A 15,984-nucleotide genomic window follows, 5' to 3' on the forward strand; every position below is an offset into this window, starting at 1 on the left:
AGAGGTTCCTGAGGTCGAACCGACCCGGAGGTCGGCGGAGGCGGCGATGTAGTCGCCTCCGATTTCTGCGTCAAGTTGTTCTTTTAAAAGAACTTCTGTCGGCGTTTCCGGCCCCCTTGAGGGCGGCGGAGGCGGCTTCCTAAAGAAGGCCGAACCCCGTGTCAACCGGGCTTTTCAGCCATTCCGCAGAGACGAAAACCGAAGCCTTCAGTCCGCAAAATACCACCCGGGAAAGCCACACTGGCTTCCCCGTTTCGTTACCGAGGCGATTCGATTGGAGCAAGCAGACTATGTGGAACCGGCCGTGGAAGCAAGGGTTTTTAGTCCCCTTTTTCCTCCGGGTCCCTGGCGACTTGCGTCCCCGGGGCCCCGGTGGCCAGCCCGTCTCCGAGCGAGGTGGCGATATACGTAGGGGCATCTTCGTCCGCAAGCGGCATTGTTGTGGCGCCCGAAGATTCACACCGAGTCCGGTTCAGCGAGCCTTGTCGCTCAGCGGCTCAACCCGCCGCTATATAGGTCCGCAGGCTCTCGGCCTCATGGGTGGCCTCGGCGATCTGGCACTTCACCACGTCACCGATAGAGATGACGCCGCTCAACCGGTTGTCCTTCAACACCGGCAGATGGCGGATCCGTCGATCGGTCATCCGCCCCATCAGAATCGCGACCGTCTCGCCCGGCTCGGCGAAGACAACGTCTCTGGTCATATAGGCGGACACGGGCCTGGCGAGGCCGGCGGCTCCGTCAGCGGCGACAGCCTTGACGACATCTCTCTCCGAGATGACGCCGACGACGCGGTCGCCGTCGCAGACGATCAGGGCGCCGACCCGCCGGCTGTCCAGCTCGGCGCAGGCGTCGGAGAGGGTGATGTCGGGCGCGACGCTGAACACGTCGCCTCCCTTGCTCTTGAGGATTTCTGCGACCAGCACAGTGCGGCTCCTTCCCTTATGTTCTTGGGAACGGCCGTCGGCCGAAGGACCGAAGCCGCTTCAGCCGAGAGGATCGCCCAGACCGCCCGACGAATCAAACCTTTCGTCGGGCCGCGCGAACAGACGCGCCAGGGGGCCGATGGCCAGAATGCCGAACAGGAAGCCGAAGGCGTGGGCCTCCCAGGCGATTGTTGCGCCCTCGGCGCCGGGCGCGAACCCGATCAGGCCGACGACGGCGTTGATGCCCATCCAGGCGATGGAGGTGGTGATGACGCTGCGGTTGGTCAGGGGCAGGACCCGCCCTCCCCCGCCCAGCAGGCGAGTCGCGGCCCCGATCAGACCGAACACCGCGCCCGATGCCCCGACCAGCGGATCCGGGCTGCCGAGGTGGACGAGGCCATAGCCCAGCGTCGCAAAAATTCCGGCGCATATATAAAGTGCGAGAAACACCCCTGCGCCGGCCGGTCCGCGGAACAGTCTCGCGACCGGCGCGCCGAACGTCAGGGCGGCGACCGCATTCATCAGGGCATGCACCCAGCCGCCGTGCACCAGCATGGAGGTGAACAGTCCGCCGTAGCGCCCCTCGCCGAGATCGACCGGAGCGAAGGCGAGCCCGAGCCAATTGTCGCGCGACCGCTCCTGAAGGACGTAGAGCGCCGGCATCGAGGCGGCCAGCAGCACCGCCAGCAGCGGCGCATTGAAGATGCGTTCCCTCGGGGGCGGACCGGCGAATCGGTCGGGCATCGGCTCCATTCCGCTCAAATGCGGAAAGGCGTCAGCGATCTCAAGCGCTTCTTAATAACCATATCTCATTTTGGGACGCGGACCGCGCCCGGCGGCCGTTAACCGTGTTCGCGTGGGATTGGCCAAATGCGCTTCAAGAGGACGTCCATCGCCCTGCTGACCGTCGCTCTGGCGACGCCGGGCGCAGCCCTGGCGCAATCGAGCGGCTCGGCGGGCCTGTCGACATTCCAGAGCGGCTACGGCGGCGCGCGGCAGTCGGTAACGTCGGCCCAGACCGGATCGACCCGCGACCAGAACGGCAATCGCCTGATCGTCGATGGAATCATCCAGGCGGGCGCCTCGGCCTATTCCCGCCAGTCCGGCGGCGTGTCGAACACCTACTCCGGCGGCGTCGGTAACTCGCAGGGCACGACGATCGCGGGCTCGACCGCCATCGGCAACAATCTGAACGTGGTGGTCCAGGGCAGCCACAACACGGTCATCGTCAACTCGCGCCAGACCAACACGGGCAATGTCAGCGCCCGAACGGATCTGACCGGCACCCTGACAGGCTTCGAATGATCGCGCCCATGTTTGGTCCCCGGCTGAGGAGCGGCGTCGTCGCCGTCGCAGTCGCCGCACTGCTGTCCGCCTGCGTCAGTCCCGTGGCGGGGCCGAGCGGTCTCTACGCCACGCCGATCGGCAATGCGCCGGTGACGTCGAACCCGACGCCCTATTCGACGGCGCTGTATTGCCTGGCCGACTATGCCCGGCGCTACAACCTGCCCTCGCCGCGCATGGCGGTGGGTCGGATCGCCGACTACACAGGGACTGTCTCGGCCGACGGCGGCCGCCAGATTACCCAAGGCGCGTCCCTGATGGCGATGTCGGCGCTGGCGAAGTCGGGCGCCCAGATCGTCGAACGCTACGACACCTCGATCTCGGAGATGGAACTCCGCTACGCCAACAACCGCCTGATCGGCGACCAGGGCGGCACGGCGGAGGAGCCGAACTATCGCCGGATTCTGGCCGGTCAGGTGCCGGGCTCGGACTTCTACATCGCCGGCGGCATCACCGAGGTGAACTACAATATCCGCTCGGCAGGCTTCGACGCCGCCGTGGGTGAGACCGACACCGACGTCCCCGGCTCGGGCATCATCCAGGGCAAGGTCTATGTGATGAACATCGCGATCGACCTCCGGCTCGTCCAGACGACGACACAGGAAGTCGTCGATGTCATCTCCTACCAGAAGCAGATCATCGGCCGCGAAATCTCCGCCGGGGTGTTCGACTTCCTCAACGGCAATGTCATCGACGTCTCGGCCGGCACGGGCGGTATGGAGCCGGTCCAGCTGGCGGTTCGCGCCCTGATCGAACGGGCGACGCTGGAGATGATGGCGAATCTGTACGGCGCGCCGGGGCCAGAAGTCTGCCTCGACGCCGCCAACGACCCTCTGAACACGGTGGGCGCGACCGGCGGCTACTACGCCGCCTACGACAACACGGGAACGAACAATGGCCAGACTCGCGCCGAACCGTCTCGCTGGCACGATCGCCGCGACGGCGATGTGCGTCGCAGCCGCTACTGAGGCCTTTGCTCAGGACCGTTCGATCGTCCTGAATCAGCAGCTTCAGCTCGGCGACGTCATCGCGGGCCAGACCCTGAACGTTGAGGACGCCACCGGAGAGGTGGGCGTGAACAACGCCGCCCAGGGCAACAGCCTGTCGGGCTCGGTCGAAAACGACGCCCTGGACCTGACCTCGACCCAGACGATGCGCGGCAATACCCGCGCGACCACCACCCTGACCCTGACCGGCGACACCGAGGGGCCGGTCAATGCGACGACCCAGGCGCGCGGCAACTATCTGGCGGCCGGGGCCTACGGCGGCGACCTGACAATCGAATCCTCCCAGAGCGTCGAACCGTCGGAGGTCACCGCCTCTTCGACCCTTACCGGATCGAACGCCCGCCTGATCGGCGGGGCCTCGATCGGGGTCACGGCCATCGCCAACACCACGGCCATCGGCGCGAGCGGTGCCCATGTGCAGGGCACGGTGATCCAGAACTCCTCGGCCGGGGTTCGCGCCGAGAACTTCGCGGGCACCCAGTACATCCCCGAGACGGGTGAGTTCATCAGCCAGTCGATCGGCAACTCGGTGCTGGTGAACTCCGGCCTCGCCTCCAGCCAGGACCTGACCCTCCGCCAGCGTCAGGCCGGCGACCAGGTCACCGCCTCCACCAGCGCCAACTCGGGCAATGCCTGGGATCTGGCCGGCCGGGCGCGGGCCACAGGCAACCAGGCGGTTCTCTACAATCAGGGCGGCTCGGCCGTGGTGACAACCGACCAGTCGAACCTGTCCCGGATCCAGACCGCCAGCCGGGTCACCAGCTACGACTTCGGCGCGGCGACCTCGAACGCCTACGGAACAGGCAACGAGGTCTCGATCGGCAACAACGATCGCTATCTGGAGATCGACAATTCCCAGGTGAACTCCGGCGGCGTCGAGGTCTTCTCGACCTTCGAAGGCACGAACGGCTACGACGCCCGTGTCGCTGCGGAGGCCGTCGGCAACTCCGTCACCGGCTACGCCTGCTCCCAGTGCGACGGGTATATGGACGTCACCAACGCCCAGACGAACTCCGGAAACGTCTCGGCTACGGCCACGACGACGATCCGCGGAAGCGGCCGTTCGGTCGCCACCGGGGCCAACGCCGTAGGCAATACGGCGACCTTCTACGTTTCGCGTCCGGGAACCTAGCGCCGCGTCCGCGGCGCAATCTCTTCAAATCCGCCCCGCGCTGGGTCCTTGCGAACGGGCAGTCCGGTCTCGTCCGAGACGTATACCAAAGATTCGGCGACCCCGACGGTCCCGTCGAATTTCCTCTGCTCAAACGACGTGTGAAACAGATGGATGTTTCTGGGTTTGCCCAGAATATCCATTCGGCCGCAGCCAAGGAATTTCACGACGTAATGGACGTTCGTTGTGCCGGGTCGGTCCCCGCCCGATCTCGTTTCCCTCACTGACAAGGTCTTGATTTCGTCAGGTGACATCGCCCCGATCACAGCGATCGGATCCTCGTCGTATTGAAACGTCCGATCGCCAGCATCGACGGCGAACATGTTGCGATAGGTAGAGAGCGTTCTGGTCCCGCTGGAAGCCTCGTCACCTGTTATCGATCTTAACTCGGTGACTGTCTGGATCAGGTCGCCCTCAACCCGGGTGATGCGGCTAGTCATATCGAGAGCGTCGCCGTCGCCGGTCACTGCCCGTCCCGAGAGTTCGGTCCCTACTGAGATCGGCGATTCGAAAGGGTTGGCCCCACTACATTCGACGTACTGGAAGCCAACCCCCGGCGAACCGACTTTTTCGGGCGACTGAGGGACCTCAGCCTGGCATGCGCCGACGACAAACAGGCCTGCCAAACATATCTTGCAGATCCTCACGCCCTTTGAGCCCTAGCCTTGGTTCTTGATGTCGCACATGGCCCGGCAGCCCGTCAGACACGCAGCAAAGCCCGCGTTATCCGTCGGATAGGCGTCTTGGCACGCATCGACGCATTCGAGCTTCTCGAACTCGTTGCAGGTGAACGCGTTGCTCGGCGAGGCGGCGGCCGTGAACAGGGCCAAAGCCGCAAAGATCGATGATTTCATGTTGTCCTCCCGTGATTGCAGAAAGCTGCGCATAACAACCTGAACGACAACGTAGACATGTCAACACCAGGAACGGGTGATCGGTGTCGCAGTCTCCATTCCGCTTTGGTGACCCCACTTCACGCTCCCCAAACTGCACCTGAGACGCCCTCCTTTGGGAACCTGACGTAAAGTTCATTTTACACCCGCACCGGTTCGGAGCGAAGGTGACGACAACCGGCGGGGGCCGTCGGGTTCATATCGTCATCTCTGTTCGGCCGCGCCTGCCCCGGCTCGGCGACCGTTCCACCGGAGCCCGCATGTCTAACGCCCGTCGCCTTCTTCTCCTCGCCGCCTCCGGGCTGGCGCTTCTCAGCGCCATGCCCGCCGTCGCCCAGACGGCCCAGCCCTCTGCCCCGTGGGCCCAGGCGGCCAGCGACATTCCCGCCGATTCGAACGTTCGCTTCGGCGTCCTGCCCAACGGCATGCGCTACGCGATCCTGCGCAACGCCACGCCTCCGGGCCAGGCGAGCCTGCGCCTGCGCATCGCCGCCGGCTCGCTGATGGAAAACGACGACCAGCAGGGTCTGGCCCACTTCATGGAACATATGGCCTTCAACGGGACGACCAACATCCCGGAGAATGACCTGCTGCGCATCCTGGAGCGCCTGGGTCTGGCCTTCGGCGCCGACACCAACGCCGCCACCAGCTTCGACCAGACCTTCTACCAGCTGGAACTGCCCCGGACGAACGACGAGACCGTCGATACGGCCCTGCGGATCATGCGCGAGCAGGTGTCCGAAGCCCTGATGGACGCCGATGCCGTCGACGACGAGCGGAACGTCATCGTCGGCGAGGAGCGGACACGGAACACGCCCGGCCTGCGCTCGGCCAAGGCCCAGTTCGCCCTGCTCGCCCCCGGTCAGCGGATCTCGCAGCGGTTCCCGATCGGCGACCTGGACATCATCCGCACCGCGCCGCGCGATCGTTTCGTCGAGTTCTACAACGCATACTACAGGCCCTCGCGCGCCACGATGCTGGCCGTGGGCGACTTCGATGTGGATCAGATGGAGGCCAAGATCCGCGGCGCATTCGAGAGCTGGCAGCCAAAGGCGGCTGACGGTCCCGAGCCCGAACTGGGCGCCGTGGCTCCGCGTGGACCCGAGACCCGCATCCTGGTCGAACCGGGTGTCCAGTCGTCGATCCAGCTGAACTGGACGCGCGGCCCTGACCTCGATCCCGACACCGTCGCCGAGCGCCAGTCGCGCATCGTGCGCAGCCTCGGCCTGTCCGTGCTGAACCGCCGCCTGGGCGAATTGGCGCGCGCGGACAACCCGCCGTTCGTGGGCGCAGGCGCGTCGAGCTCCACCCTGTTCGACAGCGTCGACATCGGCGGGGTTCAGGCCAGCTTCAACCCGGGCGGCCTGCCGCGGGCGCTTCAGACTATCGAACAGGAAACCCGCCGCCTGCAGGAATTCGGCGTGACCGAAGCCGAGCTGCAGCGCGAGATCACCGACAATCGCACCAGCCTGGAGAATGCCGTCGCCGCCGCCGCGACCCGTACGACGCCTGCCCTGGTCAACGGACTGCTGTTCGCGACCAATGACGACCGCGTCTTCTCCTCGCCCCAGACCAATCTCGACATCTTTAACGCCACCGTCGAAGGCCTGACGCCCGCAGCCGTCGATTCTGCGGTCAAGGCAACCTTCGAAGGCCAGGGCCCGCTGGCCCTGGTGGTCACGCCGGAGCCGATCGAGGGCGGCGAGGCCGGGGTCACCGCCCTGCTTGAGGCCTCCCAGGCCACGCCGGTCACCGCCCGTGCGGTCCAGGCCGCTCTGGAATGGCCCTATGCCGAGTTCGGCGCAGCGGCCCAACCCACAGCCCGCCGTGAGATCGCCGAGGTCGGCGCCACCGTCGTTACCTTCGCCAACGGCACGACCCTGACGGTCAAGCCGACCACCTTCCGCGACGAGCAGATCCTGGTCAGCGTGCGCACCGGGCTCGGCGAACGGGGTCTGCCCACCGACCGCCAGGACCCCCAGACGCTCGCGTCGTTCGTGTTCGCCCCCGGCGGCCTTGGCAAGCTTACAGCGGATGAGCTGACCCGGGTGCTGAGCGGCCGGATCTATGGCGCCAACTTCTCGGTGGACGGCGACGCCTACCAGCTGTCAGGCGCCACCCGGCCCCAGGATCTGGCGCTCGAGATGCAGGTTCTGACCGCCTATCTGACCGACCCGGGCCTGCGTCCCGCCCCGTTCGAGCAGATCAAGGCCCTGTTCCCGCAGATCATCGCCCAGCAGATGGCCACACCGGCCGGAGCCTTTGGCATCCAGTCCTCGGGCCTCCTGGCGTCGGGCGACGCGCGCCAGACCTTCCCGACCGCTCAGGACATCGGCGGCTGGACCATGGACCAGCTCAAGTCCGGCCTGACCGCGGGCCTCGGACAGGGTCCGGTCGATGTCGTCATGGTCGGCGATGTCACCGTGGACGACGCCATTGCAGCGGTCGGCTCGACGATCGCCGCCCTGCCCGCGCGTCCGGCCCTGCCGACCCCGGCCGCCGGCGCCGATGTGCTGCGCTTCCCGGCCGGGACGGCCACGCCGGTCGTGCTGACTCACACCGGGCCGGCGGAACAGGCGCTGGGCTATGTCGCCTGGCCCACGATCGACGCGGTCGCCGATCGCACCGAGGCCCGCCTCGCCAATCTGCTGGCAGCGGTCATGGAACTGCGCGTTCTCGACGAAATCCGCGAAAAGCAGGCCCTGGCCTATTCGCCGGGCGTCGGCGCCTCGTCTTCGGATGTCTATGCGGGTTACGGCTCCATCTCGGTCACCGCCCAGACGACGCCGGAGAACCAGGCCAAACTGTTCGAGGCTGTCGACGTCATCGCCGCCTCGCTCCGCGACACGCCGATCACCGAGGATGAGCTGACCCGGGCTCGCGCGCCCCAGGTCGAGGCCCTGCGCCGCAGCCAGGCGGGCAACGACTACTGGCTGGGCCAGCTCAACGATGTGGCGAGCGATGCGGACACCGTGACCCAGATCACGACCCACATCTCGGACATCGAGGGCTTCACCCCCGCCGACATCCAGGCCGCCGCCCGGCGCTGGCTGATCGACGCCAAGGCCTGGCGCGCGTCGGTAATCTCGTCGAACGTGCCGGCCCAGTAGGACAAAAAAGGCCCCGGAGCTTTCGCTCCGGGGCCAGGTCTTAACTCAGGATCGCCGGCGATGAACCGACGATCGAACACTAGGCCCAGGCGGATGCGCCCAGCCTGAACGGCGCGTTGTCCGCCGTTCAGGAGACGCGGTCGGTCTCTAGAAGACCCGCCCGCCGACCCCGCCGTCCAGCATCATGGTCGCGCCGACGATCGAGGCGCCCTGCGCCATCACGGTTTCCTCGCGGTATTCGGTGTAGATTTCCTCGCGGATCCAGGTGACCACCTTCACGCCCGCGCCGTAGCGGCGCAGCAGCGAACGCTCGTTGCAGTCGCGTTCCTGACGCTGGACCCGGCAGATGATCTCACCCGAACGGTCGCGCCACAGGGCGTTGCCCTTCTCGCAGGCGAAGGTTTCGCCGCCCTGGCCGCCGATGCCGACCTGGCCCGACCATTCCGACCAGGTGACCTGCAGGTGGGTGCCGGCGATGCAGCGGTAGAGCTCGCCTTCGTAGCTGTCGGAAATGTCGCGGTCTGGCGTCACCTGGGAGGCGGGATGCGGGATGTCGCGATCATCGATGCAGAAGGCCTGGATGACGACGCGCTTTTCCCAGCGACGACGCGCTTCGTAGGGCACGCGGATGATCTGGGCGACGGCCCCGGCCTCGACGTTCAGGTTCTGGATGACCGTGGGATAGGGCTGATCGACATTGAAATAGGCAGAGCCCCCGCCACCGCCGCGCAGGTTGCCGTAACCGCCGACGCGGGCGTTGATTCCCGCGCGCGAAGACGCTGAGGCATTCGCGTTGGCGTTCACATTGACGTTGATGTTGATGTCGCCCGGCGGCGGGTAGTCGGGCGGCCCGGGGTGGGTGCAGCAATCCGGCGGAGGCGGCGGAGGGGGTGGCGGCGGAGGCGGGTTGCAGCCCGTGTCACAGGGCGGCGGAGGCGGCGGCGGACAGCCGGCAGTGCACTGGGTCGAGCCCGCGGCGCTGGCCAGGCTCCAGAGGCCGACGGCGCCGGCAAGGGCCGGCAGCCAGGTCTTTATCCGCACCCGCATGGGCTGGGCTCCTGCAACAGTTCGACGGCGTCGCGCGGGGCGCGGGCCGGTTCAGCCTGACATCTGGCGGCAAAGGTCTTTCGTTTCCGTTGCCAAGGCGATGGTCCGGCCTTTGCGCGAGGCCTCTCGAAGGCGAGAGCGATGTTCCATCCCGGCACGCAAAATCTGATCGACCACTGGGCGGCCCTGCCCGAGGCCGGGCGGATCCCTGAGCGCACCGCATTCGATCCGATGCGGCTGGGACGGCTGGTCCCGCAGTTGTTCAGCGCCGACCGCGCTCTGGAAGGCGCGACCTTCCGGCTCGCCGGCGCCTGGATTGAAACCGTGCACGCCCGCCCGATGCGCGGGGTTTCATGGCTGGAGCTGTGGGCCCCGGAAAGCCGGCCGCTGGTGGCCAGCGCCGTCGTCCAGACCTTCCGGGAGGCCCGGCCGGTGGTCATGGTCGCCGAGGCCGCGCGGCTGAGGGGCGTGCTGGAGATCGTCATCGCCCCGATGCGCCGGCCCGACGGGACGGCGGATCGTCTTATCGGCCTTTATCAGCCGGTGGCCGAACAGGAGCGCCGCCGCGAGGCCGTCGGCCCCCTGACGGCGCGACTGTCAATCGGTGTGGGGACGCAGAGCCGCGCGCCGCTGACGCTGGCGGCGCTGGATGGGCGGAGGATCGCTTAATTCGCCTCCTCCCCGTCGCTACGCGACGAGGAGGAGGCTTTGGGCATACCGCTTCCAGTTCTGCACATAGTGCTGCGCCGAGGCCGTCAGGGCGGCGATCTGGCCTGCGTCCAGTTCGCGGATGACCCTCCCCGGCTGGCCCATGACGAGGGAGCCGTCGGGGATCACCTTGCCCTCCGGGATCAGGGCGTTGGCGCCGATCAGGCAGTCCCTTCCGATCACAGCCCGGTTCAGGATTACGGCGCCGATGCCGATCAGACTGTTGTCGCCGACCGTGCACCCGTGGAGCATGACCTTGTGCCCCACGGTCACGTCACGGCCGATGGTCAGGGGCGAACCGGGGTCAGAATGCAGCACGCTGCCGTCCTGGATGTTGGTGTTCTCGCCAATGGTGATCGGCTCATTGTCGCCGCGGACAGTCACCCCGAACCAGACGCTGGCGCCGGACCTCAGAATCACGTCTCCTGCGACGACAGCATTGTCCGCGATCCAGTATTCGCCCTCTGGCGGAAGCTGCGGTTTCTTGTCCGCCAGCGAATAGATCGTCATGGAAGTATCACCTTATTCTTAAGCAAATGAGGGCTTTAACCCTTCGCTAACCACGATAGCATCATTCTGATGATGCGATTCGAGGTCGCCATTTCGGCCCCGAGTCCGAAGCCGGATCAATCCCGGTCCGGTCAGAGCCTTGGGGGCGTGCGTGACGCGTTCGGGTATGCGGCGGGTTCTCCCGCTGGATGTGGGATACATCTCCGACCCCGGATGCCGCTTCTGCGCCTCCCCTCTCCTCCCCACCCTCGTTCGAGGCGATGCTTTCGCAGCATCGCCTTTTTTCATGCCCTGGAGGCACTGATGACCAAGCGTGCAGCCCTGAAGCGTCAATCCCGCGACGGCGGAGCCTTCGACGGCCCCGACTATGGCCAGGATGCGAAAGTCCGCCGCCTGCCGACTCCGCACACGCGGAGCGCATGGTCGCCACATCCGTCCAACGATGACAGGGACCAGGCCTATCTGAAGACGCTGAAGCCCAGGTCCGAGGGACAGGCCGAACTGCTGAACGCCATCGACACCCACAACCTGACCGTGGCGCTGGGCCCGGCAGGCACGGGCAAGACCTATCTGGCGGTCGCCAAGGCGGTCGAGGCGCTGGAAGCGGGCAAGATCGGCAGGATTGTCCTGTCACGCCCCGCCGTAGAGGCCGGCGAATCGATCGGCTTCCTTCCCGGGGCCATGGAGGACAAGCTGGCTCCCTATCTGCGCCCCCTGTACGATGCCCTGTCCGATCGCCTGACCATGAAACGGGTCGGGGCGCTGATGGCCGAGGGGCTGATCGAGATCGCGCCGGTCGGTTACATGCGCGGCCGCACCCTGAACAACGCCTTCATCGTCATCGACGAGGCCCAGAACTGCACCTATGTGCAGCTCAAGATGCTGCTGACCCGGCTGGGCTGGCATTCGACGATGGTGGTCACGGGCGATCCCGGCCAGACCGACCTGCTGCCCTCGCTGTCGGGCCTGGGGGACATCGCCCAGCGTCTGGAGGCGGTGCCGGAGATCGCGGTAGTGAGGCTGGCCGAGGGCGACATCGTCCGTCACCCGCTGGTCGCGAGCATGATCGGGGTGCTGTGATCTGAAGAAGCGTCTCCTCCCTGTTCGCCGCCTGGCGAATGGGGAGGTGGATGCGAGCCCTTGCGAGCAGACGGAGAGGTTCTTCGTGCACGAAAAAAGAACCCTTCCCGTCGTCGGGTCGCATGCTACCCTTCCTCCACTCCGCTCCGAGCAACCTCCCCATTCGCTGCGCGCATGGGGAGGAGACTGTGCGACGGATCAGCGCTTCTTCGCGCCGTCCAGGCTCCAGGCGCCGGGGCCGGAGGTGACGAGATACAGGAAGACGAAGCAGAACAGGATGGCCGCGTCGCCGCCGTTGACGGCGGGGTACGGGCTCTGCGGGAAGTGGCCCATGAAATAGGCGACGGCCATCATGCCCGACAGGATGAAGGCGGTCGGGCGGGTGAACAGGCCCACGATGATCAGGGCCCCGCCCACGGTCTCCAAAATGCCGGCCAGGCCCATCAGGGAGACGATCTCCTGCTGACCGGGCATGGAGCCTTCGGGGAAGCCGAACAGCTTGATGACGCCGTGGGCCATGAAGGTCAGGCCGGTGACGATGCGCAGGATCGCCAGGGCCTCGGATTGCCAACGCGAAGCGCCGTTGAAGAGGTTCATGTGTCTCATCCCTGTCTGTGAAGGATCGCGTTAAAGCGTGCGGCCCGTATAGCGACGCTACGCCAAACGGGCCGCCAGGCAAGTCAGCCCCTGGTGTCAGGCGGCGTCGACCAGGACGATCTCAGCGTCATTGACGGCGGTGACCGTGATCGTGGCCTCGTCCGAAATGGCCGCGCCGTCGCGGGCGTTCAGGCGAACGCCGTTGACCTCGACCTCGCCGATGGCCGGAACCAGATAGCCGCGGCGCGATGCGCCCAGGGGATAGGTGGCGCTCTCGCCGGCCTTCAGGGTCGCGCCGACGATGCGGGCGTCGGTGCGGATCGGCAGGGCGCCCCCTCCCTCTTCGCTGACGTCGCCGTCGAAACCGGAGGCCAGGACCACGAACTGGCCGGCCCGGTCCCCCCTGGGGAAGGGTTTGGCGCCCCAGGCCGGGGCCTCGCCGCGCCTGGTCGGCTCGATCCAGATCTGGAAGATCCGCGTCAGGGTGGCTTCGGCGTTGTATTCCGCGTGGCGTATGCCGGTGCCGGCGCTCATCACCTGGACATCGCCGGCCTCGGTGCGGCCCTTGTTGCCCAGGCTGTCCTCATGGGTGATGGCCCCTTCGCGGACATAGGTGATGATCTCCATGTCCGAGTGCGGGTGGGGCGGAAAGCCCGAGCCGGCGGCGATCTCGTCGTCGTTCCAGACACGCAGATTGCCCCAGCTCATACGCGCAGGGTCGTAGTAGTTGGCGAAGGAGAAATGGTGTTTGGCGTTGAGCCAGCCATGGTTGGCGCCGCCCAGGCTCTCGAACGGTCTGCGCTCGATCATCGAAGTCTCTCCGGCCGCAGGACGTCCCGCAGCGCTGTTGCTTGGACGGTAACATAGGGACCCGGGAGGGAACTGCAACTGTTGTAGTATCAGAAAAGATGTCTCCCTCTCCCGGTGGGAGAGGGAGAGCGCGCACGGCGGCGATAGCCGCCGTCCTGGCGCGGTCGGGTGAGGGGCGTGAGTCGCCGGGAACGCACGACCCTCACCCTTTCGGCTTCGCGCATCGCTGCGCTCTGCGAGCCTCAAGCCCTCTCCCGACGGGAGAGGGTTCAGGATTACCGACCCAGATCATACGTCCCGGTGATGTCGATCCGCACGGTCATCTCGCCGGCCGCGACCGGGGTCGAGGCGCTATCGGCCATCTGCAGACGGGCGGCGTACATCGGCATCGGCGGCTGGGGCGTGTAGCCGCCGCCTTCGTTCAGGGAGCGGATGGCGCCCAGTTCGACGCCCAGGGCCTGGGCATAGAGGCGCGCCTTGTCCTGCAGGGCGCGGACGGCCAGGACACGGGCCTGGTCCTCGGCGACCTTGGGATCCTTCAGACCGAAGGCGATGCCGTTGATCTGGTTGACGCCGGCGGAGACCACGGCGTCGGCCGTGGTACCGACCTTCGTCAGGTCGTTGATGACCACCGTGACCTGGTTGGAAGCCTGGTAGCCGCGCAGGCGGGGCGGCTCGTTCTCGACGTAGTCGTACTGGGCCGCCAGGTTCAGGCCCGAGGTCTGGATATCGCGGTCGGCGATGCCGGCGCGGCTCAGGGCGGCGAAGACCTCCTGCATGCGGCGCGCGTTGTCAGCCATGGCCGCCTGGGCGGTCGTCCCCTCCGTCGTGACGCCGAAGGTGATGGTGGCCATGTCGGGCGCGACCCGGACCTCGCCATAGGCGGACAGGTTGAGGGCGGGTTGAGCAGCCATGGCGTGCACCTGCATCGGACTGGCCCCTCCCGACGAAGATTGGGCGAAGGCGGCGGGCGCGGCGAAAGCGGTCAGAGCCGTGGCGGCCATCAGGGCCTTGAGCGTGCGGGTCATGGAAAACTCCTCATCGAGAACGAAACCTGGGACGGCCCCGTTCTCTGCGGAGGCCGTGGCGGAACCTTGGCCTTGAACGCCTGAACGGCGCGGTGGTCGCATCGGCAGAAACCGTTCATCGGGATGACATCGCCGACAGGGTCCGGGCTCTTTCCCGGCGTGGCTGGCCCTGCTAGGCCGGTCGCCCGCCCGAGGTCGTGCGGTTCGGGGGCGCGTAGCTCAATGGTTAGAGCCGACCGCTCATAACGGTCTGGTTGGGGGTTCGAGTCCCTCCGCGCCTACCACCCTCGCCTATCTGCGCCAGCGATCCTCGCCCCGGACCCGGCCGCCGTCGACGTAGCGACCGTCGGAATCGTACCAGCCGTCGCCCTGCTGGAAGCGGCCGTAGTTGTCCGGCATGTAGGAATAGGACTCGTAGGGATCGCCGTAGGCGCCGTCCATTTCGTCCCACCAGTCGCGTGGATAGGCGGTGAACTGGCAGTCGTAGCCCTGATCCGGGCTCTGGTACCACTGGGGCGCATAGCGGTCTTGGTAGCGCGCCTCCCAGCGCGGCCGGCACAGTTCGTCGGACCAGACGCGGTTGCCCGAGGCGTCCAGTGTGGCGCGATACTCGCGATCGAAGACCTTGCGCATACCGACGAAGGTGTTGTTGGTGACGATCGCCCGGCCGGACTGGACCGCCACGCCGACCGAACCGGCGCGGACGCGGCTGTCGGTCAGGGTCAGTTCGCCGTTGTAGAGGACCGCGCCCTTGTCGGCCCGGCAGATCTTGGAGCCCGAGACCGTGACCGAGGCCCCCTCGACCGCCACGCCCTCGGAGAAGCCGCAGATCCTGGTGTTGACGACCTCCACCCGGCCGTAGTCACGACGCGACCGGACCGCCAGGCCGATGGAGCGCGGGCCGAAATTGTTGGGCGTCTCGGCGCCGCTCAGGGTCACCGAATCGATGCGCGACGGATCGGCGTTGCCGGGCACGATCTCGATGCCGGACTGGGAGCCGGAGATCACCGTCTCCCACAGGTTCAGGGTCGCCCCGTCGGCGACGATGGCCGGAGCGATGGTCTGGGCGTCGATGATGGTGTCGCGCAGTTCGACCGCGCCGCCGTCGGCATAGATGGCCGCCTCGTCGCCCGCATGACGGATGCCGAGACGGTTGGCGACGATCTGGCCGCCGTAGCTGACGATACAGGCCGCGTCCCCGCCGCGCGGCGAGGCCAGGACGACATCGCGCAGTTCCAGCCGCACGCCGGACGCCACGGTGATGCAGGGCAGGCCGTCCGGGGCCTGAAGGGTGATGGCCGAGCCTTCGTTCCAGCGGCGCGGATCGAAGCCGCCCTCCCCGATAATGGTCATGGGCTTGTCGACGTTCAGCCAGCCGACGCAGGCGCCGCCGCGCGCGCGGATGACCAGGGTGCCGCCGGGGCGCACGCGCTGGACTGCCGCTTCGACGCCGCCTGTGCCCGGATTACCGCCGCAGTCGACCAGGACGATCTCCTCGCCGCCGGGGTTCGGGCTGTAGGGCGGCTGGTGATCGGGCCGCCAGTCGGGGCGGTGCGTGTCGTAGTTCCAGCGGCGCGGCCGGTGCTGACGCCGGCTCTGGCTCGCTGGCGGATCCAGCAGCAGGCCGAAGTTCGGGCGGGTCTGGCTTTCGACCCGCGCGGCCGTCTGGGCCTGTGCGTCAGGGGCCGCGACCGTCAGGCCGGCGGCGATGGCCAGGGCGGAAACGGCGATGGTCAGCGTGTTCATCGGATCA

The 15,984-nt window shown here is 67.0% G+C and carries 16 protein-coding genes and 1 tRNA gene; 7 read left to right on the forward strand and 10 right to left on the reverse strand.

Going from position 1 to position 15,984, the window contains the following annotated elements:
* Positions 1-497 precede the first annotated feature (497 nt).
* Both ACP7AB_RS00025 and ACP7AB_RS00030 read right to left on the reverse strand, forming a co-directional pair.
* Positions 498-926, reverse strand: coding sequence for a CBS domain-containing protein (locus tag ACP7AB_RS00025; RefSeq protein WP_425987651.1), 429 nt, complete (start codon positions 924-926; stop codon positions 498-500).
* A 60-nt stretch (positions 927-986) separates the two neighbouring features.
* Positions 987-1,670, reverse strand: coding sequence for a rhomboid family intramembrane serine protease (locus tag ACP7AB_RS00030; RefSeq protein ID WP_425987653.1), 684 nt, complete (start codon positions 1,668-1,670; stop codon positions 987-989).
* 126 nt (positions 1,671-1,796) lie between these two features.
* On the opposite strand from ACP7AB_RS00030, the gene hfaA reads away from it, so the two are divergent.
* Genes hfaA through hfaD form a run of 3 tightly spaced genes read left to right on the forward strand, consistent with a single transcriptional unit; the run spans position 1,797 to position 4,409 of the window.
* Positions 1,797-2,231 carry a holdfast anchoring protein HfaA gene (gene hfaA / locus ACP7AB_RS00035; protein WP_425987655.1) on the forward strand — a complete coding sequence of 145 codons (435 nt, stop codon included), beginning with the start codon at positions 1,797-1,799 and terminating at the stop codon, positions 2,229-2,231.
* Positions 2,228-3,238 (forward strand): holdfast anchoring protein HfaB, encoded by a 1,011-nt coding sequence (gene hfaB / locus ACP7AB_RS00040; protein WP_426046050.1) that lies wholly within the window; start codon positions 2,228-2,230, stop codon positions 3,236-3,238. Before hfaA ends, hfaB begins: the two co-directional genes overlap by 4 nt.
* A complete protein-coding gene (gene hfaD / locus ACP7AB_RS00045; protein ID WP_425987659.1) occupies positions 3,165-4,409 on the forward strand; it encodes a holdfast anchor protein HfaD in 1,245 nt (414 codons plus the stop codon). The genes hfaB and hfaD overlap by 74 nt, the downstream gene beginning before the upstream one ends.
* On the opposite strand, the gene ACP7AB_RS00050 is transcribed toward hfaD, so the two are convergent.
* Both ACP7AB_RS00050 and ACP7AB_RS00055 read right to left on the reverse strand, forming a co-directional pair.
* Complete coding sequence (locus ACP7AB_RS00050) at positions 4,406-5,074, reverse strand: hypothetical protein (RefSeq protein WP_425987661.1); 669 nt, start codon at positions 5,072-5,074, stop codon at positions 4,406-4,408. The two genes, hfaD and ACP7AB_RS00050, sit on opposite strands and share 4 nt — an antisense overlap.
* 33 nt (positions 5,075-5,107) lie before the next feature.
* Positions 5,108-5,302: a hypothetical protein gene (locus ACP7AB_RS00055; RefSeq protein WP_425987663.1), complete on the reverse strand. Its 195-nt coding sequence runs from the start codon at positions 5,300-5,302 to the stop codon at positions 5,108-5,110.
* A 299-nt stretch (positions 5,303-5,601) separates the two neighbouring features.
* Here ACP7AB_RS00055 and ACP7AB_RS00060 point away from each other — a divergent pair, with 299 nt between their 5' ends.
* On the forward strand, positions 5,602-8,451 hold the full coding sequence (locus ACP7AB_RS00060) for a M16 family metallopeptidase (RefSeq protein WP_425987665.1): 2,850 nt from the start codon (positions 5,602-5,604) through the stop codon (positions 8,449-8,451).
* 147 nt (positions 8,452-8,598) lie between these two features.
* On the opposite strand, the gene ACP7AB_RS00065 is transcribed toward ACP7AB_RS00060, so the two are convergent.
* Positions 8,599-9,498: a hypothetical protein gene (locus tag ACP7AB_RS00065; protein WP_425987668.1), complete on the reverse strand. Its 900-nt coding sequence runs from the start codon at positions 9,496-9,498 to the stop codon at positions 8,599-8,601.
* A gap of 141 nt (positions 9,499-9,639) precedes the next feature.
* On the opposite strand from ACP7AB_RS00065, the gene ACP7AB_RS00070 reads away from it, so the two are divergent.
* On the forward strand, positions 9,640-10,167 hold the full coding sequence (locus ACP7AB_RS00070; protein ID WP_425987670.1) for a PAS domain-containing protein: 528 nt from the start codon (positions 9,640-9,642) through the stop codon (positions 10,165-10,167).
* 18 nt (positions 10,168-10,185) lie between these two features.
* Here ACP7AB_RS00070 and ACP7AB_RS00075 read toward each other — a convergent pair whose 3' ends face one another.
* Entirely contained in the window at positions 10,186-10,716 is a 531-nt protein-coding gene (locus ACP7AB_RS00075) for a gamma carbonic anhydrase family protein (protein ID WP_425987672.1), read from the reverse strand.
* A gap of 291 nt (positions 10,717-11,007) precedes the next feature.
* Here ACP7AB_RS00075 and ACP7AB_RS00080 point away from each other — a divergent pair, with 291 nt between their 5' ends.
* Entirely contained in the window at positions 11,008-11,796 is a 789-nt protein-coding gene (locus tag ACP7AB_RS00080) for a PhoH family protein (protein WP_425988260.1), read from the forward strand.
* 198 nt (positions 11,797-11,994) lie between these two features.
* Here the strand turns inward: ACP7AB_RS00080 and ACP7AB_RS00085 are convergent, their stop codons facing one another.
* The 3 genes from ACP7AB_RS00085 to ACP7AB_RS00095 form a co-directional block, all read right to left on the reverse strand.
* Positions 11,995-12,393 (reverse strand): DoxX family protein, encoded by a 399-nt coding sequence (locus ACP7AB_RS00085; protein ID WP_425987675.1) that lies wholly within the window; start codon positions 12,391-12,393, stop codon positions 11,995-11,997.
* A 96-nt stretch (positions 12,394-12,489) separates the two neighbouring features.
* The gene (locus tag ACP7AB_RS00090; RefSeq protein WP_425987677.1) at positions 12,490-13,203 is read right to left on the reverse strand and encodes a pirin family protein; all 714 of its coding nucleotides are present in this window, start codon (positions 13,201-13,203) and stop codon (positions 12,490-12,492) included.
* 275 nt (positions 13,204-13,478) lie between these two features.
* Positions 13,479-14,231 carry an SIMPL domain-containing protein gene (locus ACP7AB_RS00095; protein ID WP_425987680.1) on the reverse strand — a complete coding sequence of 251 codons (753 nt, stop codon included), beginning with the start codon at positions 14,229-14,231 and terminating at the stop codon, positions 13,479-13,481.
* A gap of 208 nt (positions 14,232-14,439) precedes the next feature.
* Here ACP7AB_RS00095 and ACP7AB_RS00100 point away from each other — a divergent pair.
* Positions 14,440-14,515, forward strand: a tRNA-Ile gene (locus ACP7AB_RS00100).
* A 7-nt stretch (positions 14,516-14,522) separates the two neighbouring features.
* Here the strand turns inward: ACP7AB_RS00100 and ACP7AB_RS00105 are convergent.
* Positions 14,523-15,977 carry a hypothetical protein gene (locus ACP7AB_RS00105; protein WP_425987683.1) on the reverse strand — a complete coding sequence of 485 codons (1,455 nt, stop codon included), beginning with the start codon at positions 15,975-15,977 and terminating at the stop codon, positions 14,523-14,525.
* Positions 15,978-15,984: the final 7 nt, after the last annotated feature.

The organism is Brevundimonas sp. TWP3-1-2b1, from assembly GCF_049896165.1.
Taxonomy (GTDB): Bacteria; Pseudomonadota; Alphaproteobacteria; order Caulobacterales; family Caulobacteraceae; genus Brevundimonas; species Brevundimonas subvibrioides_B.